General features: G+C 40.4%; 21 protein-coding genes and 2 pseudogenes. 17 read left to right on the top strand and 6 right to left on the bottom strand.

Annotated features, from left to right (window positions below):
• The first annotated feature begins 178 nt into the window (after window positions 1–178).
• Complete coding sequence (locus BK582_RS17015) at window positions 179–1,162, top strand: aldo/keto reductase (RefSeq protein ID WP_078598088.1); 984 nt, start codon at window positions 179–181, stop codon at window positions 1,160–1,162.
• Window positions 1,163–1,434: 272 nt separating this feature from the next.
• Here the strand turns inward: BK582_RS17015 and BK582_RS17010 are convergent, their stop codons facing one another.
• The 4 genes from BK582_RS17010 to BK582_RS16995 form a co-directional block, all read right to left on the bottom strand.
• Entirely contained in the window at window positions 1,435–1,674 is a 240-nt protein-coding gene (locus BK582_RS17010) for a hypothetical protein (protein WP_078596186.1), read from the bottom strand.
• Between the two features lie 170 nt (window positions 1,675–1,844).
• Complete coding sequence (locus BK582_RS17005; protein ID WP_078596185.1) at window positions 1,845–2,894, bottom strand: Mrp/NBP35 family ATP-binding protein; 1,050 nt, start codon at window positions 2,892–2,894, stop codon at window positions 1,845–1,847.
• A gap of 13 nt (window positions 2,895–2,907) precedes the next feature.
• Window positions 2,908–3,468, bottom strand: coding sequence for a hypothetical protein (locus BK582_RS17000; RefSeq protein ID WP_078596184.1), 561 nt, complete (start codon window positions 3,466–3,468; stop codon window positions 2,908–2,910).
• A gap of 29 nt (window positions 3,469–3,497) precedes the next feature.
• Complete coding sequence (locus tag BK582_RS16995; RefSeq protein ID WP_078596183.1) at window positions 3,498–3,707, bottom strand: twin-arginine translocase TatA/TatE family subunit; 210 nt, start codon at window positions 3,705–3,707, stop codon at window positions 3,498–3,500.
• Between the two features lie 200 nt (window positions 3,708–3,907).
• Here BK582_RS16995 and fdhD point away from each other — a divergent pair, with 200 nt between their 5' ends.
• The 11 genes and pseudogenes from fdhD (at window position 3,908) to BK582_RS16945 (ending at window position 14,331) form a co-directional block, all read left to right on the top strand.
• Window positions 3,908–4,648: a formate dehydrogenase accessory sulfurtransferase FdhD gene (fdhD, locus tag BK582_RS16990; RefSeq protein WP_078596182.1), complete on the top strand. Its 741-nt coding sequence runs from the start codon at window positions 3,908–3,910 to the stop codon at window positions 4,646–4,648.
• 218 nt (window positions 4,649–4,866) lie between these two features.
• Window positions 4,867–5,436, top strand: coding sequence for a twin-arginine translocation signal domain-containing protein (locus BK582_RS28400; RefSeq protein WP_209021008.1), 570 nt, complete (start codon window positions 4,867–4,869; stop codon window positions 5,434–5,436).
• Between the two features lie 12 nt (window positions 5,437–5,448).
• Window positions 5,449–8,013, top strand: a pseudogene (gene fdnG, locus BK582_RS16985) (formate dehydrogenase-N subunit alpha); the annotation flags it as partial.
• Window position 8,014: 1 nt separating this feature from the next.
• A complete protein-coding gene (locus BK582_RS16980) occupies window positions 8,015–8,827 on the top strand; it encodes a 4Fe-4S dicluster domain-containing protein (protein WP_078596180.1) in 813 nt (270 codons plus the stop codon).
• A 14-nt stretch (window positions 8,828–8,841) separates the two neighbouring features.
• Window positions 8,842–9,777: an NrfD/PsrC family molybdoenzyme membrane anchor subunit gene (nrfD, locus tag BK582_RS16975; protein ID WP_078596179.1), complete on the top strand. Its 936-nt coding sequence runs from the start codon at window positions 8,842–8,844 to the stop codon at window positions 9,775–9,777.
• A 237-nt stretch (window positions 9,778–10,014) separates the two neighbouring features.
• Window positions 10,015–10,884, top strand: a complete 870-nt coding sequence (locus BK582_RS16970; protein ID WP_169911081.1) for a formate dehydrogenase accessory protein FdhE — start codon at window positions 10,015–10,017, stop codon at window positions 10,882–10,884.
• 68 nt (window positions 10,885–10,952) lie between these two features.
• A complete protein-coding gene (gene mobA, locus BK582_RS16965; RefSeq protein WP_078596177.1) occupies window positions 10,953–11,558 on the top strand; it encodes a molybdenum cofactor guanylyltransferase in 606 nt (201 codons plus the stop codon).
• 234 nt (window positions 11,559–11,792) lie between these two features.
• Entirely contained in the window at window positions 11,793–12,575 is a 783-nt protein-coding gene (locus BK582_RS16960; protein ID WP_078596176.1) for a class I SAM-dependent methyltransferase, read from the top strand.
• Window positions 12,576–12,674: 99 nt separating this feature from the next.
• Entirely contained in the window at window positions 12,675–13,265 is a 591-nt protein-coding gene (locus tag BK582_RS16955; protein WP_078596175.1) for a hypothetical protein, read from the top strand.
• 82 nt (window positions 13,266–13,347) lie between these two features.
• Entirely contained in the window at window positions 13,348–13,746 is a 399-nt protein-coding gene (locus tag BK582_RS16950; RefSeq protein ID WP_078596174.1) for a VOC family protein, read from the top strand.
• Window positions 13,747–13,833: 87 nt separating this feature from the next.
• The gene (locus BK582_RS16945; protein WP_078596173.1) at window positions 13,834–14,331 is read left to right on the top strand and encodes a DUF4352 domain-containing protein; all 498 of its coding nucleotides are present in this window, start codon (window positions 13,834–13,836) and stop codon (window positions 14,329–14,331) included.
• A 220-nt stretch (window positions 14,332–14,551) separates the two neighbouring features.
• Here the strand turns inward: BK582_RS16945 and BK582_RS16940 are convergent, their stop codons facing one another.
• On the bottom strand, window positions 14,552–14,986 hold the full coding sequence (locus BK582_RS16940; protein WP_078596172.1) for an Lrp/AsnC family transcriptional regulator: 435 nt from the start codon (window positions 14,984–14,986) through the stop codon (window positions 14,552–14,554).
• A 122-nt stretch (window positions 14,987–15,108) separates the two neighbouring features.
• Between BK582_RS16940 and BK582_RS16935 the strand changes: the two genes are divergently transcribed.
• The 5 genes and pseudogenes from BK582_RS16935 to BK582_RS16910 all read left to right on the top strand — a co-directional run bounded on the left by BK582_RS16935 (window position 15,109) and on the right by BK582_RS16910 (window position 18,867).
• Window positions 15,109–15,525 (top strand): carboxymuconolactone decarboxylase family protein, encoded by a 417-nt coding sequence (locus BK582_RS16935; protein ID WP_078596171.1) that lies wholly within the window; start codon window positions 15,109–15,111, stop codon window positions 15,523–15,525.
• Window positions 15,526–15,589: 64 nt separating this feature from the next.
• Window positions 15,590–16,207, top strand: coding sequence for an NUDIX hydrolase (locus BK582_RS16930; protein WP_078596170.1), 618 nt, complete (start codon window positions 15,590–15,592; stop codon window positions 16,205–16,207).
• A 164-nt stretch (window positions 16,208–16,371) separates the two neighbouring features.
• The gene (locus tag BK582_RS16925; protein ID WP_338066828.1) at window positions 16,372–16,821 is read left to right on the top strand and encodes a GNAT family N-acetyltransferase; all 450 of its coding nucleotides are present in this window, start codon (window positions 16,372–16,374) and stop codon (window positions 16,819–16,821) included.
• 80 nt (window positions 16,822–16,901) lie between these two features.
• A pseudogene (locus tag BK582_RS16920) lies at window positions 16,902–17,669 on the top strand (HAD family hydrolase).
• A gap of 415 nt (window positions 17,670–18,084) precedes the next feature.
• Entirely contained in the window at window positions 18,085–18,867 is a 783-nt protein-coding gene (locus BK582_RS16910; protein WP_078596167.1) for a class I SAM-dependent methyltransferase, read from the top strand.
• Window positions 18,868–18,975: 108 nt separating this feature from the next.
• Here the strand turns inward: BK582_RS16910 and BK582_RS16905 are convergent, their stop codons facing one another.
• A complete protein-coding gene (locus tag BK582_RS16905) occupies window positions 18,976–20,070 on the bottom strand; it encodes a S8 family peptidase (protein ID WP_078596166.1) in 1,095 nt (364 codons plus the stop codon).
• Between the last annotated feature and the right edge of the window lie 208 nt (window positions 20,071–20,278).

Here is a 20,278-nt window from a genome sequence, read left to right as displayed (position 1 = left end):
GCAGAACTTTTTCTTAAATTATAGCATACTGGCGGGGATAGCTTTGTTTAATTTAGAGGGTATCAACTAACAAAATTTGACGGAAACCGACGGGTGCCAGGCACTTGTCGAATACGTAAAGGAAGCTGTTTTAATGGATTTATATGAGGGTAACAGGATGTTTAGAGGAGGGGTAAAAATGGAATTACAAGATGCGCTTAAAAAGAAAATAGGTTTGGGCACTGCTCCCCTTGGCAATATGTTCCGGGATGTGCCAGAGGAAGAAGCGCTGAAGACAATTCAGAATGCGTGGGATAACGGGATCCGCTATTTTGACACAGCGCCTTTTTACGGTTTTGGTTTATCTGAACTGCGTGTAGGTGAAATATTATCACAATACTCCAGAGATGAATACGTGTTAAGTTCGAAGGTAGGACGGATTGTCCTTGAGGAAGAAGAGGAAAAAGAAGGCCTTTTTGAATATGGACGTAAAAATAAAATTACTCATGACTACACAGAGGAAGGCACATTAAGATCGATTGACGACAGCCTTAAACGCCTGCAGACAGACCGTCTGGATTTTGTATTTGTACATGATATTTCCCCTGACTTTCACGGGGATGAATGGGTTTCAAAGTTTGATGAGGCTCGAAAAGGAGCATTTAAAACTTTGACGCGTCTCCGCGAGGAAGGTGTAATTAAAGGATGGGGGCTTGGGCTGAATAAGGCTGTTCCGATAGAGCTGGCTCTTCAGCTGGAAGAAACTTCTCCGGACATTTGTTTGTCTGCAACACAGTATACAATCATGCAGCATGAAGAAGCGCTTAATAAAATGATGCCTTTAGCTGAAAAAAATAACACAGAGATCATTGTAGGAAGCCCTTATAATTCAGGAGCGCTTTTAGGGTGCGATCACTTTGATTACGCGGAAATTCCTGATGATAAAAAGGAGCAGGCGGATAATTTGAGAAGGATTGCAGAAGAACACAATGTTTCATTAAAAGCAGCAGCACTGCAGTTCTCCACTGCTCATCCTGTGGTAAGAGCGGTGATTCCTGGTTCCACAAAGCCAGACCGAATTGAAGAGGACTTAGCTGCGATGGATGAAAAAATCCCTCAGGCGTTTTGGGATGAACTTATTAGTAAGGACTTCATTTCCAGTGAGGCGCCGCTGCCGAAATAATGGCGGGGTGTTTCAATTGAACAGATGATGTTTGAATTTAGAGCAGGCTGTTGGGGGATAACTCAGCAGTCTGTTTTTTAGTGGAGGTTAGGATAAGGCGCTGTCTTGGTAAGGAAGTATGGGAGTCAGAGGCGTTATGGATTAAGTGAAGTGGTGGGACGGAGAGTCTTAAAATGAAGGTGAAGTATAATAACAAAGAAAGGATAGGTGTAAAATTAAAAGTTTAAGTATAAGAAGTGAATCAGTATGCCCGTCCCCTAAAAACTCAAGGATTATTTGTTCTTTAGGTAGTAAACTTCTTTTTCCAGTTTGTTCACTTTGTCTGTAAGAAAATCGGTTTCCTTAATACGTGTCTCTGCTGCAAGTTCAAATTGGCTCCCAACACCTTCCAATTTTGCATCCACAGCATCGAAGCGGCTGTGCATTTCGGATCGTAAATCTCCTAACTCAGATTTCACCGATGTCATGTCTTTACGCATCTCAGTTAATATCTCCAGAATCTGCTTTTCCATTTATCTCACCTCCTTTCAAATCATTATAAAAGAAAATTAACAGGAATGCATTTTTATTTTCTGTAATGAAAAAGAAAAAATACATAAGGAGCGGGGGCCAGTGTGCCTGTCCCATGTGTCCCTATGTACCTAAAGAAAATTCGACAGGTGCCACAGTGGCACCTGTCGAATTATTTCCCCGTTTTACTAATAACTTTATGAGCTAGATCCAAATAGATTTTGCCGGTTGGATGGTTTTCACCATAAATAGAAGGGGCGAAATCAACTGTGTCCATTTCCGGCTGACCTAGCGGTATTTGTGCTAACACTTCACTGTTTAAATCGTTAGCCAGTTTCTGGGCGCCTCCCTGGCCGAAGATGTACTCTTTTTCGCCGGTAGCTTTACTTTCGAAATATGCCATATTTTCAATGACCCCGAGTATTTCATGGCCGGTCCTCATTGCCATAAGTCCTGCACGGGCAGCGACGAATGCTGCGGATGGGTGAGGTGTCGTAACGATGATTTCTTTTGTGGTCGGCAGCATCGAATGGACATCAAGTGCCACATCTCCTGTTCCTGGCGGCAGGTCAAGGATTACGTATTCCGGGTCCTCCCACTCCACCTCCGAGAAGAAATTATTCAGCATTTTTCCAAGCATAGGTCCGCGCCAGACGATTGGAGAATTATCATGTACAAAGAAGCCCATGGATATGACTTGTACACCAAACCGGTTAACAGGCAATACCCGCTGCCCTGAAATCTTCAGCCGTTCCTGAATTCCCATCATATCAGGAACACTGAATCCGTATATATCTGCATCAATTATTCCCACTTTCTTACCTTTACGGGCAAGTGCGGTGGCAATGTTAACGGATACTGTGGATTTTCCCACACCACCTTTACCGCTCGTCACAGCGATGAAAGTGGTCTCCTCCATTCTGTCTAATAGAGATTTTTTCTTTTCTTCAGCTTGTCCGCCAAGCTGTGCCAACACTTCCTCAGCCATTTTTTCAAAACGAAGCCCTACAGAATGAGCTCCTGCAGCCTTTACTGCGTTAACTACCTGCTGCTGAAGGGCCATTTGGTCTGCAGTTCCTGGCTGTGCAATTGCCAGCTTAAGGCTGACCATGTTCTCCTTTATTTTCAGCTCTTTGATGGCTTGTACATCCACTAAATTTTTCTGCAAATGAGGATCTTTTATATTCCTGAGCGAATGAACCACTTTTTCTTCTGTAATCACGAAAAACACTCCTTTAAATGAAAATAATCGCCAGATGGATGACTAATGAAACCAGGAAAGTAACAGCAATCCAGCGGTGGACTTTCCTGCTTAAAAACGGGGAGACCATTAACCCGATGCCATCCATAGCCAAAATGAGTAATGTAACAAGAGCAACAATACCAGAAGCGATTAAGCCGGAATGAAACTCAGTAACGTTCATGTAGGCAGCGCCATGGATAAAAGCTAAACCGAAACCAACTGTGCCTGTCATGATATGGAGCGGCCGAACTATTTTGATTGAATTGGCCAGAAACTGTTTTGTGCTGGAGCTTAAAGGGAGTGACTGCCTTGTGATAACAAACCATAAGATGCCGTGAAGGGTTGTAATACTTATTAAAACCAGCGAGGCCCAGCCCAGGATTTTTCCGCTAACCGTCCAGCCCGGACTGGGAATGGGCGACACTAACCAGACGCCGGCAGCAATCAGCAAAAGCAGCGTATACAAAGCAATGCTGTTGCCGTAATAATCAGCAAAATGAACCAGTTTCATATACTTATGGGGCCGGATATTTCTTTCATGATATGGATTCATAGAAAATCACAACCTTTTTACATATTCAGTTACGCATCTTTCTTTTCTTCCTTCGGTGTCTCCTGACTTTCTTTTTTCACAGCTTCTTTCTCATCCATCATGCCGTTAACAGACGATTTGAACTCTCTCAGCGTAGTCCCGACGGCTTTTCCGAGTTCCGGTAATTTCTTTGGTCCAAAAATAAGCAGCGCGATGACAAAGATCAGAATAAGGCCTGGTATACCGATATTAGACAACATACTTATCACCCTCCTGATTTATCCTTGAAAAATTGGTGGTTATATACCATGGGAAACTCTTATATAGCTATTTATATAGTGATCTTCAGAAATTAGAATGATTTTTACTTTTTCTTAAGTTGTCATGGGTCAATTTATGAGAACGCTTACTTAATAGGAAAAATCTAGTAATAACGCACGTTAAGGGAGGGGGGGACAAAATGTTTAATAAGACGTGCCCGGAAGAATATCCGATTAATTTGTATGTGAATGGGAGGAACTTATTAACGATTCAGTTAACAGAAGTTCATCTGGAAGATTGGGCTGTTGGCTATATGTTCGCAGAAGGGCTTATTGAGTCAGCAAGTGAGGTTGAGGACATTACGATTGACCCATACCGGGGGAATATTCATGCCAGTCTGGATAATCAGGTGGACATGGAGGAGTTTTTGAAAAAAAAGAAGACTATTACAGCCGGATGCGGAAAAGGGGCTACGTTCCGATCCATGAAAGAGATGAGCCACTTTAAGAGAGTGAAAGATGCAAGAAGTGTTTCTACTGAATTATTAAGGCGGAAAATGAAAGAAATGTATAAATTAACCCCGCTATATCATCAAACGGGCGGCATGCACGCGGCATGCATTATTGATGGGAATGACGAAATGATTGTAAGAGAGGACATTGGCAGACATAACGCAATTGACAAAGTAATTGGTGCAGCTCTGAAGAAAGGGTTGAGTGGCCGAGACTGTGTAATTATGACAACGGGCCGGATTTCTATGGAAATGTGTTCAAAAGTGGCCCGCTTTGGAGCAGGAGTAGCTGCATCAAGGACTGCTTCTACCAATCTCGCTGTCGCATTGGCAAAAGAATTGAATGTTGATTTAGTCGGCTATGTCCGTGGCCAGTCCGCTTATGTATATACAGAGGGGAAGCGGGTGATGAAACTGGTGAATGGGTAGTGGGGTGGTTGGTTAAATGCGGTTTTTGTTCGTTGGATTGGGTGGTTTATTCTCGAAATCAGGTGGCCCATTCTCGAAATCGTGTACTTCATTCTCGAAAAGGGGGAGTTAACCTGCGAAATCACGAGGTCAACCAGCGAATACAAAACCATATACCAAAACCACAACCATAATTAAAAATAAATTCCACTCTATTTTTACGAAAAGGGGGATAAGCGATGCTTACACGGCGCGAGTTTTTGAAGCGTGCTGGTGCTGTAACAGCAGGAGCGACCATTGCATCTGTGTCGGGGATTAATATCAAGCCGGTACAGGCTCAGGTTTCAAAAATCAAGCTGCAGGTGAAGGAAGGAAGACAAGTTCCAAGTGTTTGTCCATATTGTTCTGTAGGATGCGGTATGATCATCACCGAATCTGAGGGGAAAATCATCAATATTGAAGGGAATCCGGACAGCCCGCTTAACTTAGGGTCATTATGTCCGAAAGGGGCGGCCGCATTTCAGCTCGTTGAAAACGACAACAGGCCGAAAGAGGTACTGTACCGTGCACCTCACTCCACATCCTGGGAAACAAAGCCTCTTGACTGGGCGATGGATCGGATTGCGGAAAAAGTTAAAGAAGACCGTGACAACAGTTTTATTGAAAAACAGGATGGCAAGCTTGTTAACGTGAACCCTGCTTTAGCATCTCTGGGCGGTTCCACCCTTGAAAATGAGTGGAATTATATTCATGCGAAATTAATGCGTGGTTTAGGCGTTGTGAACGTCGAAAACCACGCCCGGATATGACACAGTTCTACAGTACCCGGTCTGGGTACTTCGTATGGCCGAGGCGGCGCGACTTCCTCGGCGAGAGATTTACAGGATTCTGATTGTATTGTCATTATGGGGTCAAACTTTGCGGAGAACCATCCGGTAGCTTTCCGTTTTGTCCTGAGAGCAAGGGATAACGGAGCAAGAATTCTTCACGTGGATCCGCGCTTTACTAGAACTTCTGCGATGTCTTCAGACTACGTGCCAATGCGTTCAGGTACGGATATTGCTTTTATAGGGGCGCTCATTAACTATGTAATTCAGAATGACAAGTTTTTTAAAGAGTATGTGGTTAATTACACGAATGCTCCGTTCATCGTTAAAGAGGAGTATCAGGATACAGAAGATTTGGAAGGTATTTTTTCAGGGTTCGACCCGGACAAAAAAGCATATGACAATGCAAGCTGGGCGTATGAGCGGGAAGACCCTGTCGAGCCTGAAGGAGAGCCGGCAAACCTTTCTGAACGTTTAGCCCGGGAAAAACTGGCCGGACGACCAAAACGTGATGAAACGCTTCAGCATCCGAGAAGTGTGTTCCAGCTGATGAAAAAGCATTATTCCCGCTACACGCCGGAAATGGTAGAGGAAATTTGCGGAACATCAAAAGAAGAATTCCTCATGGTTGCAGAAACGGTGACTGCTAACTCAAATCCGGAACGGACAACGACATTCTGTTACGCCATGGGGTGGACCCAGCATACGTACGGAGTGCAAACAATCCGATCAGGCGCGATTCTTCAGGGATTGCTCGGCAACATGGGGCGTCCTGGCGGCGGAATTCTGGCATTAAGGGGACATGCGAACGTTCAAGGGGCAACGGATTTATCTACCCTCTGGAACTCGCTCCCTGGTTACCTGGATATGCCGGCAAAAGGAGCGGCGCATGACACGCTGGAAGATTTCCTTCGTGACAAAATGAGGCCGACAAGCTTCTGGCAAAACTATCCGAAGTATTTAGTCAGCATTTTGAAAGCATGGTATGGGGATGCAGCAACGCCAGCGAACGATTTCGCATATGAGGCCCTTCCGAAAACTCTCGGAAACCATTCCCACTACAAAATGTTCGAAGAAGCTTACAACGGAATCATCAAGGGGATGATGGTGATCGGGCAGAACCCTGCCGTAGGCGGCCAGAATGCGAGCTTCCACCGGAAAGCATTAGGAAAACTCGACTGGCTTGTCGTAAAGGATCCCTTCCTTATTGAAACGGCCACTTTCTGGTATGAAGCACCTGAAGTGAAAAATGGTTCGGTAAAAGCAGAAGACATTGGCACAGAAGTATTTTATCTCCCTTCCACCGTTTTTGCGGAAACAGAAGGCAGTTTTACAAACACAAGCCGGCTTCTTCAGACGAAGGAAAAAGCAGCGGATCCACCAGGGGACTGCCGTTCCGATCTGTGGTTCACTTATGAACTTGGTAAGAGATTAAAAGAATTATATAAAGATAGTAACGCCAAAAGGGATTGGGGATTTAATCATCTGACCTGGGATTATGAACCGGATGTGAATCCGCGCTTTAAAATTCAGGAACCAAGTGAACATAAAATCGTGAAGGAAATCAATGGCTATGATGTAGCGACAGGAGCACCTGTGGCAGGTTTCGGAGATTTACAGGATGATGGTTCCACTGCTTGCGGCTGCTGGATTTACTCCGGAGTTTTACCGGAAGAGTCCCTTAACCGGGCAGCAAATCGCGAAGGGGACGACTACCAGTATTTAAACTGGGGCTTCGCATGGCCGGCTAACCGCCGTAATCTGTATAATCGCGCATCTGCAAGGCCTGATGGAAAGCCATGGTCTGAGCGTAAAAAATATATTTGGTGGGATGCAGGGAAAGAGGAATGGACCGGGTATGATGTCCCTGATTTCGCAGCAACGAAAGCGCCGGATACACCAGCAGTGCCTGGCGGGGTAGGATTAGCAGCACAAAGCGGTAAAGATCCGTTCTTAATGAATCCGGATGGGGTTATTCAATTGTTTGCGCCTGCCGGTTTAGCGGACGGACCATTGCCAACCCATTACGAACCGCCGGATACACCTGTCTCAAAAAACATTTTATATCCTGAGCAGACTTTCAGCCCGACAGCAGTCATTTTCGAACATCTTCCTAACAACAAGGTGCATGGGGCGAACAACAGTAAATACCCATTTGTTATTACAACGTATCGTGTAACGGAGCATCATTTAAGCGGGGCAATGACTCGCTGGCTCCCATGGCTTGCGGAGTTAATGCCTGAGCTGTTCCTGGAAATCAGCCCTGAGCTGGCTTCAGAATTAGGTGTTCACAGTAAGGATTTCGTTACTGTCGAAACAGGACGTGGAAAAATTGAAGCGAGAGCGCTAGTAACAAAACGTATGCGGCCATTAAAAGTGGAAGGCAAAATGGTCCACACGGTTGGAATGCCGATTCACTGGGGGTATTCCGGAGTTGCAACAGGTTCAGTTCCAAATGATTTAAGTGCTATTGTTGCCGATCCGAACGTTTACATCCACTCTTCCAAGGCATTTACTTGTAACGTGAAAAAAGGCAGATTACCAGGAGGGGTAGTATAAAATGACACAGATTGAAAGCAAAAAAGGTATGTTTATTGATACTACCCTTTGCCACGGATGTAAGGCGTGTGAAGTTGCATGTAAGTCATGGAATGAGCTTCCTGCTAACTCTGCTCCGTCGTTAACCGGGAACAGTTACGATAACACAGGCAAGCTGGACGGAGAAAACTGGCGACATGTGAAATTTATCGAGGACATTTCTGACGACCGGAAAGATTCACGCTGGCTTTTTCTGTCAGATTCGTGTAAACACTGTCAGCTGGCAGGATGTATGTCCGTCTGCCCGACAAACGCGATTATCCGCACGGAGTTTGACACTGTTTATATTGACCATGATACCTGTATCGGCTGTAAATACTGCATTACCGGCTGTCCATTCGGTGTTATCGAGATTGGTCATCTGAGCGGGACTGCAGAAAAGTGTACGTTATGTTATGACCGTCTGCAGGCCGGGCAGCAGCCGGCATGTGCCCAGGCGTGTCCGACCGATTCTATCGAGTTCGGGGAAGTGGAAGACCTGGTGACAATGGCTAAGAAGAGAGAGCAGTATTTACAATCTGCTGGCTACGGGAAAGCACAGATTTATGGAGACAAAAATATTTTAGGCGGCCTGAATGTATTTTACATGCTTGAAGATAAACCGGAAAAATACGGTCTTCCAAGCGATCCGCAAATGCCTCAAAAAACCATGGTTGGTGGTTACTGGAGTAGTGTTTTCAGCTTATTCGCTGTTGGCCTTGTATCCCTTCTCAGCTTCCGGTCGTACCGTGAACGGAAGTTTAAAGAAGAAGAAGAAACCACCACAGGTGCGTAAAAGGAGGCTAAAGGATGTACAATTATGAACTGACACAATTAAAAAGTCCGGATTTTCCTTTTATCATCATCTTTGACCTTTTCATCGGCGGGATAGCGGCAGGGGCGTTTTTAGTCGCTGTCCTCCTCCTGGCCTTTGGGGGGAAAATTAATAAGGCGGGATTGCACCGTGCTTATTATATAACTATGGCACTCCTGCCGGTTTACGGGTTGCTCCTCATTTTAAAGCTGGAACAAAAAGAACGGTTTGTTAATGTCATGTGGCAGGCAAGGGAAGGCAGCCTAATGATCAACTTCCAGTCGCCAATGTCGTTAGGGGCGTGGGTGTTAAATGTCTTTATCGTTTTTGCGGCAGTCGGTTTTCTATACGCGTTAAGGAAAGACGGAATGCTTCAATTTGCATGGGCGGAAAAGCTTTATAAGTCAGCGGTCTGGCTCCATGAAGGCCCTGCGGCAAAAGTGTTCCTGTCTCTTGGCGCTGTTTTTGCAGGATGGTTCGCTATGTACCTCGGAGTCCTTGTCACAACATCACACCTGCCCGCATGGACAGCAACGCCTTTCATTCCAACATTATGGGCATTTAGTGCAGTAGTTACAGGTGTATCTGTCGTAATTTTACTGCTTGTTTTTACAAACCGGGGTTCCAAGCTGGATGATTCGATTCACCGCCTTGATAACATCGTGAAAAGTGTGATAGTCGCTAACATCGCGATGATTATCGTCTTCGTGCTTGCATTGGGGCAGTGGAGCGAAACGGTGACAAGAGGAATGTACGGTGCGTTATTATGGGGAGGTGTCGTCGGCGCCGGTTTGATAGTGCCATTACTATTAAAAATGAAGCCAAAACTTCTTGGGCAAAAATTCACGTTAATTTTCTCAAGCGTATTAGTTCTGGTCGGCGGATTTATCCTTCGATACGTGGTGATGATGGGGCCGATGTCGTATTGGTGAGATTGTAATCGTGGGGTCATGAAGGAAGAATGGGTTCCTGCGGATACACTCGGGTGTTTAATGCGCGAAATCAATGGTTTAATGCACGAAACCACTGATTCAATGAACGATATGGCGGGCCATCAACAAAATAATATAAACAGCATCTTTAGGAAAGGAGACAGCGTGTATTATTTAGCTTTCTCCTTTCTTTTTTTCAATAAATCTGGAAGTCAATTAACGGAAAGAGGGGCGGTTATGAGCAAAGTCAGATCTGTAAAGAATGTATGGAGCCGCATGATTGATAAAAATAAAGAGCTGAAAAATGTTTCAAAGATTCATATTGATTTGATAGAGCGACTGGAAAAAGCTGAACCTTCAGTTGCTGAGCTGAATTTATCCAGAGAGGAAGCGGAAGGAAAACTAAAAGAAGGAATCCCTTACTTAGAAGGGGAAGAAGATAAAATCGAGCTGAGTTCAGCTGTTATTCAGTTTCGCGAACTTTCAAGCTGGACAGGGTTAGGCGACTCCCGCTCAAATTTTAAAAAGATGGGCAAGAAAGCTGAAGATATGGAAATTCATCATCTGCTAAAGGCTTGGTTAACTGGGGAAAGCCGAACCATTGACCAGTTCGGGGATAAATTCCATCTGCCTCTGGATGTTTTATTTGTACTCGTTCGCTACAGCTTGCTGCCCACCTTACATGAATACGCAAAAGAGTTCGATCAAACTAAAGTGTTTAATGAAGAAGCATGGATGAAAGATTATTGTCCAGTATGCGGCGATCAGCACGGTCTTGCGGAATACCGGGGCAGCGAGAGATTCCGCCACTTCCGATGTTTATCATGTGCCGGCGATTGGGTGTTCTGGCGAATTGCCTGCCCCCACTGTGACAACCGGGACCATAACAAACTGAGCACCATCTTCATTAAAGAAGAGAAAGGCTCCTTCCAGATTGATGTTTGCGATGAATGCAATGGCTACGTGAAAGGAATAAATAAACTTGATCCATCAAGTCCAATATTTTTGTTATTAGACGATTTTGCAACATTCCATTTAGATATGCTGGCAAGAGAAAAAGGGTACTTTAGAGTGCCTGTGAAGACCGGGAATTTGTCAAAAATGTAAGATCGTCGAAGGGGGGATTGCCCCCTAAAATATTGGGTTGACTTGGTCATGGTTAAGGGGGGATGAAAATGAACGCAGGCTTAATTGTATTGTCAGGTGGAAAGTCGAGCAGGATGGGGAGAAACAAAGCACTGCTGCCGATAGAAGGTAAAGCAATGATTCAACGTATTTTTGACAGTCTTGGTGAAGAGTTCTCTGACCGCATTCTTGTAACTAATCGCCCGGAAGAATATGCTCCTTTACTTCCTGATGACGTAAAAATAGTTTCAGATGTATATCCTGGCTCAGGGCCATTATCGGGCATTCATGCCGGGTTATTGGCATCAGCAGCGGAGTACAACGTTGTCGCCGCATGTGATATGCCGTTTGTGTCCAGGCATGTAGCAGAATTACTGGTGAAAAAAAGTCAGGGTTTTGATGCTGTGGTTCCTCGTTTTAACAGAATGCGACAGCCTTTATTTGCTGTATACCATAAGTCGGTGGCCGGGGAGATTGAAGGCATCTTAGAAGGGAATGACTTCCGGGTAAATAACCTGTGGAAAAAACTGAATACATTGTGGCTGGAGGAAGACGATCTCAGCACCATCCCTGAAATTGAGCGGGCTTTTTTAAATATAAACAACCCGGAGGAATACGAGGCTTTGGGTGCTAGGGTAAAAAATACGGAGGGGTAATTTTAAGTACTAAAGGGACTGAAAATCACTGAGCTTAAAACACAAGTGACTTAACTGAAGAAATCACTTGTGTTTTTATTTTTTTCAAAAAAATATGGATATTTATGTTAAATTAGAAGTGAGGTAAAAGGACAAGCTAATTTACTGAAAGTGTATTCGGAAAATTTAGAATGAAACTAACCCTTTAAAAACATATATAAAATAAGGGTTTAAGCTCTTTTATTTATTTTAATTATGAAACATAAAAATGGAGGATTTAGATTGTCTAATGATATTCTTAAACAAAACAAAAAAAGTTGGAACAAAGTAGCTCATCATTTTAATGGGAAGGACGCATTACCTAGTTATGGTCCTTTTGCTCAAACTGAAGATGAGTTAAGACTATTTGATGAAATTACAAATAAAAAAGTTCTTGATATTGGTTGTGGAAGCGGTCATTCATTGAGATACATGGCGGATCAGGGGGCCAGTGAGCTGTGGGGAATTGATTTGTCAGAAGCTCAAATAAAAACAGCCCATAAAACGCTTGAAGGTCTGGAAGCTAATTTATACTGCACACCTATGGAAAAAGATATTGATATACCTAAGAAATATTTTGATGCAGTTTACTCTATTTATGCTATTGGCTGGACGACAAATCTTTCAGCTGCATTTAAACTTATCCATTCATATTTGAAGCCCGGTGGTTCCTTTATATTTAGTTGGGATCATCCTTTATACGCTCATTTAAAAAGCCTGAATGGTCAATTACATCTTGAGGGGACATATCAAAATGAAGGGGTAATTAAATATTCGAATTTTAAGGGGGAAGATACTCCAGTTATAATTCCGAAAAGAAAAATGGCAACTTATATAAATGAGTTAATAGAAGCTGGATTTACTATTAAGTCTCTCATTGAAAGTGATGTTCCAGCAGAATTTGATGACGTAAATGAAGATATATCTGATCGTTATTATTCTTTATACAAGGCAAGGCAATTTCCAACAACCATGATTATTAAAGCTGTTAAAGGATGAATCTTTTTACTGGGGTGGCGGAAATCATTATGCTGAACAAGCAAAATGCTGCCTTTGTCTAAGAAAAGGAGGATAGCATCCTTAGAAAGGAAAGAAATTATGAGGACAGAGGAATTGCCTAATTTTACTATCATTAATAATGGAAAGATTTCCAAAGAGCTTGTTAATCTTGGAATTAAAGATTTTTATCAAGCTATAAATTTTATTGGAAATTTACCTTATGGAAGAAATAGCCAAAGAAGTCTATATCAACTTGTATTAACTGAAAAAAGAGGAACTTGCAGTACTAAACACGCATTACTATCTCGATTGTGTATTGAACAACAGGTGGAAGAGATAAAACTATATACTGGGATTTATGAAATGACTGAATATAATACCCCTGGAGTGGGGGCTATACTAAAAAAATATGGACTAGAATTTCTTCCTGAGGCACATTGTTATTTAAAATATAATGAGAAAAGATATGATTTTACGAGGCTGGATGTAAAAGGGGAGCCTATAAATACCTTCTTGGTTGAAGAGAAAATTACCCCTGCTCAAATTGGAAACTATAAAATTAACTTCCATCGCTCTTATATACCTGTCTGGTTAAGAGACAAAGGGCTATGCCATAAATTTAACACTGATAATTTATGGGAGATAAGAGAAGATTGTATTAAAAAATTATCACAAGAAATACAGGAATGACTATTTTTAAAATACTTTAAACATTTAATGTACTACTTCGAGTTTGGAGTATAAGTATTGAATAAGCCGGGAGGAGTTTACATTGTCAAAAGGACTGCTACATCATATTGAACTATATGTAACTGATATAAAAAGGACAGTAGATTTTTGGGGTTGGTTTCTGGAGGAATTAGGATATACATCTTATCAAGAATGGGGCAAAGGGCAAAGTTGGAAATTAGATGACACATACATAGTATTTGTACAAACCGAGGACAGGTTTTTAGATATTCCATACCATAGATGCCGGGCAGGGCTTAATCATTTAGCTTTTCATGCCACATCACGTCAACATGTAGACGAAATGACAAAAAAATTAAAAGCGAGAAAAGTTAATATCCTTTACTCAGATAAGCATCCTTTCGCTGGAGGAAATAACTATTATGCTGTTTTTTTTGAAGACCCAGATAGAATAAAAGTGGAACTAGTTGCACCAGAGTAAAAATAGCGAACCACTAGTTGAGGTGTTGCATCTTTTTCCGGTCTATGTTTTCTGGTATATGAAGGGAAAAATTAAGGGGAGGTTTCTTTGATTAGTAAAATTGTAGCCAAGTCAAGGTGGGTGAATCTATTTTTATTTTCAATACTCACTATAGGGTGTCAAAGTGAAGACAATAATAATGTTCTGAGTTGGGGAGAAACAGCAGAAACGGAAAAGTTGGAAATCACCCCTACAGAAATTGAGGTAGGCACTGCGGACAATCAATTACCAGGAAGGGAAGTTGAACCGCACGCTCAAATTGCAGTTATAGATATCACTTTAGAGAATACCTCAGATTCTTCATTGGTATTAGACAGAGATTTTTACTACGAATCATTTGGAATTACAGTTGAGGGTGAAACAGGTATAGGCCGAATGGATACAAATGCTTTTCCATTTGATGGAGTATTTTTAGGTGACTTAAAAGCAGGAGAGACAGTAGATACCCGCTTGGAAATATACAATTCACTTGGTCAAATGTACTTAGTTTTTGACCATGGTGGTGATCTGGGAAGTGGATCCGAAGTAAGGTGGAATATAGAGTAATTACATAGTGCTAAAGGTGAGTTAGAAGAAAAAACTCACTACTTTTTTTTACATTATGTAATTGAATTTGAACATGAAAGTGTGAATAAAAGAAGAATGTGAAATAAAGGATTCGATTATGGCTCCATTATAAAGTAAAAAAGAACAGTGGAGAGGTATAGTTTAGGAATCTCTCACTGTCCTGCTCAACAAACTCCCTGCAATTCAATATGAAGATTGTTTATTTAATTTTTTGCTCTGTTGATACCTGAGAGAAAATAAAATGTGTGACTGTTTGCGCGTAAGGATTTATCTCTTCTATGAATTGTTCCGCTTTTGAAAAGGTATCAAAGTGTACTTTAAGCATATAACACGCCTTACCAGCTATGCGATAACAAAACTGTACGTTTGTAAGTTTTTGAATGTATTTTTTAAAAGCCTCATAATCTCCATTTTTCACTGTTGCCTCTATTATACATTGGATAGGACAACCTAGTTTTTCATAATCAACTTCTAATGTATATTTCTTGATAATACCGAATGACTCCATTTGCCTAATACGCTCTGTTACAGAAGGAGAAGATAAATTAATTCTCCTTCCAATCTCACTCATAGACAGGCGGCTATTATTATTCAATTCCTCAAGTATCATCCTATCAATATCATCGATTTTCATTTTTAAAGGATTCCCCCATTTATTTATTAATTATTTAATGTTAAAGGAATAAATATATTGTTTATTTAATGTGATTTTCGCATTTTAATTTCTATAATTAAATATACAAAGGGGGATTTGAAATGGCAAGAATTAAGGAATCAAATTTAGGAGATACACCTTTTCAACGACTATTAGGCCATAACGCAGAAGTAATGAAAGGATGGTGCTATTTAGGAAATATCCTGGAAAAAGATGGTTTACTCTCTTCTGATTTGAAAGAGCAAGTAAGGAGGTCGTTAGCCCAAAGTAATGGTTGTGAGTATTGTAAAGCGAAAGGTAAACCTCAGCATGATAAACTTGACGAAAAAACTTCTGTTGCGGTTGGCTTTACTGCGGTGTTTTTAAAACAAAAGGGTAAAATATCAGACTCCTCTTTTAAGATCCTGCAGGAATACATGACCGATGAAGAAATAAGTGAACTTTGTGCATTTATTACTTTCACTACCGCTTCACAATACTTTGGAGCTATGATGAAATTAAAACCAGCGAACAGCTAAGCTGTTTAAGTATATGAAATGAGTATGGTAAAATTAGGTATAAATTACAGGTGGTGATTTTCGAATGGAACCGAAATGGCTTGAATGGGCGAAACAACTTCAATCCATTGCACAGGCAGGATTGACTTATTCGAAAGATGTGTACGACTTGGAAAGGTTTGAATTGATCAGAAATATTAGCGTTGAAATGCTGTCACTACATACAAATGTTAGTGAGACATTAATAAAAGACCTCTTTGCAAATGAAACTGGTTATGCAACTCCCAAGGTAGATATTCGATGTGTTGTCTTTAAAGACAATAAAATATTAATGGTTAAAGAAAACACAGATGGAGCCTGGGCGTTACCAGGTGGATGGGGAGATATAGGGTTAACTCCGAGCGAAGTTGCTGTCAAAGAAGTAAAAGCAGAATCAGGGTTTGACGTGAAAACTACTAAATTGATAGGTGTGCTTGATAAGAAATGCCATCCACATCCTCCTTCGCCTTATCATGTTTATAAAATGTTTATTCAATGTGAAATTATAGGCGGGCAGCCACAAAAAGGAATAGAAACGAGTGCAGTTGAATTTTTCGCTGAAAATGAACTCCCCCAATTATCGATAGATAGAAATACAGAATCTCAGATTAAATTAGTTTTTAGATATTTACATAATCCACAAGAGCCTGCATATTTTGATTAGAATTAAAATATCTATTTGAGGACTATTGGAGAACAGCTAAGTTCATTTTTAAAACTAAAGACATATTGAACAAATTAAAAGCTATTTATGGTGGAAAAATAGTTAAGGGTTATCGTAAGGATACAAAATGATTATTTCAGCTACTATATTGGAGATGGATGCAATTGTGTATTAAATACCAAATTTTCAAATCAATACCTAAAAATGAAGAAATTACAGTTGGAATTGTTGAATTACATAAGAATATTTTTAGCACTTCAGAAAACCTGATCAACAAAATAAGTAGTAAAGAAAAATTAATAGTTATTATTGCATTGGATGGTAAAAAAGTAATTGGTTATAAGATAGGATATGAACTTGATAATAATAAATTTTATAGCTGGCTAGGCGGTGTAGAAACTAACTATAGAAAAAATGGTATTGCTACTGAGTTGATGAAAAAACAACATAAATTTTTAAAAGAAAGTGGATATAGTGTCGTTCAGACAAAAACAATGAATAAATGGCGAGGAATGTTAGTTTTAAATATTAAATGTGGATTTGATATAATGGATACTTATATTGATGAAAAAGGTTTTCATAAGATCATTCTTGAAAAGAACTTAATTAATTAACTAAGTTTAATTAAAGTATCGGCTTTGCAAAAGACTTCAGTAGTAAATTCCCTAATTAAAAGCCAAAAATAAACTGAAGAATGAGTGATAGCGTCAGAAAGTTTCGCTGTCTTATTAAAGAGGCGGGGGCGTCATTTACAGAAAGTACTTATCTTAGAAATAAATCTAGGGAGTGCATTAATATAATTAAAGCTATTGTATTTGACTTAGACGGGACTTTGTTAAACCGGGATGAGTCAGTAAAGCTTTTTATTGAAAGTCAATATAACAGATTAAACAAATGGTTAAATCATGTACCAATAGAAAGATACAAAACAAGATTTATAGAACTTGATGATAAGGGGTATGTTTGGAAGGATAAAGTCTATCAAAGGTTAGTTGATGAATTTAATATCACGGCTGTGACCTGGGAAGAGCTACTCCTGGATTATATCAGTCATTTTCATAGCAGCTGTGTTCCATTCCCTAACCTTATTAGTACGTTAGAAAAATTAAAGGGTCATAATCTTAAGCTTGGAATGATAACAAATGGTAAAGGGAAGTTCTAAATGGATACTATTAAGGCTTTAGGTATTGAAAGGTATTTTGAAACTATACTTATATCTGAATGGGAAGGAATGAAGAAGCCTGACCGAAAGATATTTGAAAAATGTTTAAAGTATCTAAATGTTTTACCATCACAAACCATATATGTTGGCGATCATCCAGTAAATGATGTAGCGGCTTCTATAAAAGCAGGTATGAAAGGGGTGTGGAAAAGAAACTCTCAAGGGGATAACGTTAAAGCAGATTTTATTGTGGAGGATTTGGAGGAAATACCTTTAATCATAGATAAATTACGTAATTAAAGTTTAGATCCTGGAAACTGGAAAGACAGCTTTTTTAATGACTAATCGCTGGAAAAAGATGTTAAACTATAAGATAGTTTCCTTTAAAAAGATACATATGCCGGAAATTTTTCTGCCTGTAGTCCAGAATAATTTGAGGTGATTATTTATGTTGATAAGTAAAGTTACGAAATATGATGATATCTTTGCGTTAGCAATTACTCTCCTATTTGGCAGATATATAGGAAGGGATCTTTTAGGTTTGCATATTGATTTAAATAACATCGTTACATCAATGTTTTTAGTAGCAATATGTATATTGGCTTTTTTCTATTTAATAAGAGTATCAATATCTCTTTTACTGGGCGCTTTCAAGAAAGGTTCATATATCAGAAATTAAAAGTTTCATATTGAATTTGAAAAAGGGGGTTATGGGATGACGGCTTTATACGATGAAATTGGTTTAGCATACGATACAACGCGAAAGGCTGACCCTGAAATAACAGGACGTTTGCGAAATCATTTACAAGTAACTGATGGAAGTAAAGTACTTGATATTGCTTGTGGCACGGGAAATTATACTGTTGCATTGCAAGAAACCGGGCTTCAAATGACTGGTACTGACATTTCCAAGGAGATGATTGCCAAAGCAAAAGAGAAGTCAAGTTTAATTCAATGGGAATTAGCTGATGCGAAACGATTACCTTTTAACAATAACACATTTAGCGGGGCTGCATGTATCCTGTCTATTCATCACTTTGATGAACTCTTTTCTGCATTTAAAGAAATATACAGAGTAATTGATAAAGGACGATTTGTGATTTTCACTTCATCCCCTGAACAAATGAATTGCTATTGGCTTAAAGAATATTTTCCGGAAGCAATTGATAAATCTGCAAAACAAATGCCCGATGTAAAAATAGTCAGTAAAATATTAAGAGAAGCTGGCTTTCAAATTATTGGACATGAAACATTTTTAGTTCAGCCAAACTTGCAGGATTTTTTCCTATACAGTGGTAAATATGAACCGCGCATGTATCTGGATGAAAATGTACGCTCAGGTATTTCTACTTTTGCAAACTTAGCTTCAAAAGAAGAAGTTAAAGAAGGTTGCAGCAAGTTAAAGAAAGATATCCAAACTAAGAAAATAGAAGGCGTAATAAATAAGTTTAGTAGTGATTTAGGTGACTATGTATATGTAGTGGCAGAAAAAAGATAAACTAAGGTGTACAAATTCAAGCAAAGAACTATAATCTTTTTGAAACATGGTTACTGTTGACCATGAAAACAACACAGGGACAATGTACTGTCCCTGTGTCCTTTTCTATTAATTCGCAGCTCTTGCAGCGTTAACGAGACCATTACCGAAATAGTAAGAGCTTCCCAGATTAGTGGCTGTACTGTTCAGTCTGTTTCTTATTTGGACATTGGTGGCGTTTGGATAGCGTGATTTTACTAATGCTGCGACACCAGCGACGTGAGGGCTTGCCATTGACGTTCCATTAAGTGAAACATATCTGTTAGTAGGGTAAGTACTTAATACAGATACACCTGGAGCCATTATCTCCAGTTCATTTCCAAATGTTGAAAAAGACGCGCGGTTGTTGTTAGAGTCTGTAGCACCTACTGCCATAACAGAATTATACCGAGCTGGGAAGGAAATCCCTGCAGAGCCTGTATTACCAGCAGCTGCCACAAGTAAAATGCCTCTGTTATAAGCATTATCAGCAGCTTGTCTTAATGCAGTAGATCCAGTCGAACCACCTAAACTCATATTGACTATATCCATATTATTTGTAATAGCCCACTCAATACCACGGGCAATACCGCTAAGTGAACCGCTGCCGTTTCTGTCAAGAACTTTAACAGCGTAAAGATCAACGTTTGGCGCCACCCCAAGAACTCCATAACTGTTATCCCGGGCAGCTATTGTTCCAGCCACATGCGTTCCATGGCCATTAAGGTCGTTGTAGGAAGGTTCCGAGCTGATAAAACTGGCTCCTCCAGAAATTCTTAAATCTTCGTGGCTTGCAATACCAGTATCAAGAACAGCAACTCTTACTCCGTTACCGCGGGCTCCCCAGGAATGGACGGTTGGTGCCTGAACACGGTTTATGCCCCAAGGAATGGTCTGGCTGGCCGTTACTTCTTCGTCTTTTTCCACAAAGGCAATGTTCGGATTCTTTTTCAGTGCTGCCGCAGCTTTTTCCGGCAAGGTTACATGGAGAACCTCCATATACTCGTATTCATGCTGGACATCGCCGCCAAGCTGGGTAACTGTGTTCTCATTAACTTTGTCTTTAAAACCAATTAAGTAATCAAACTTTTCGACACCTTTGCTATCTGCACTCACCGCTGAAAAAGTGAATGTGAAAGCTAGTAAAAACCCAACAATAAACCCTATGAACCTCATATTCTTCATTTCTGTCTTCCTCCTTTTAATAGATTAGTTTATATATTATTTTAAATATTCCGATATTAAAAACACCAAAAAACCTTTTAATACGCAAGTATTCCCCATTAGCAGACTATTTGCTTATTCTGATGAAGTTTTCTGTAAAAAGGGATTAACATATTAATCGCTGGAAAAAGATAGAATTTATATGAAAACCCCTCGTTCCATGTCGGAA

Origin of the sequence: Evansella clarkii (genome assembly GCF_002019695.1) — a bacterium.
Classification (GTDB): domain Bacteria; phylum Bacillota; class Bacilli; order Bacillales; family Salisediminibacteriaceae; genus Evansella; species Evansella clarkii.
This window is presented reverse-complemented; position numbering and strand designations above follow the sequence as displayed.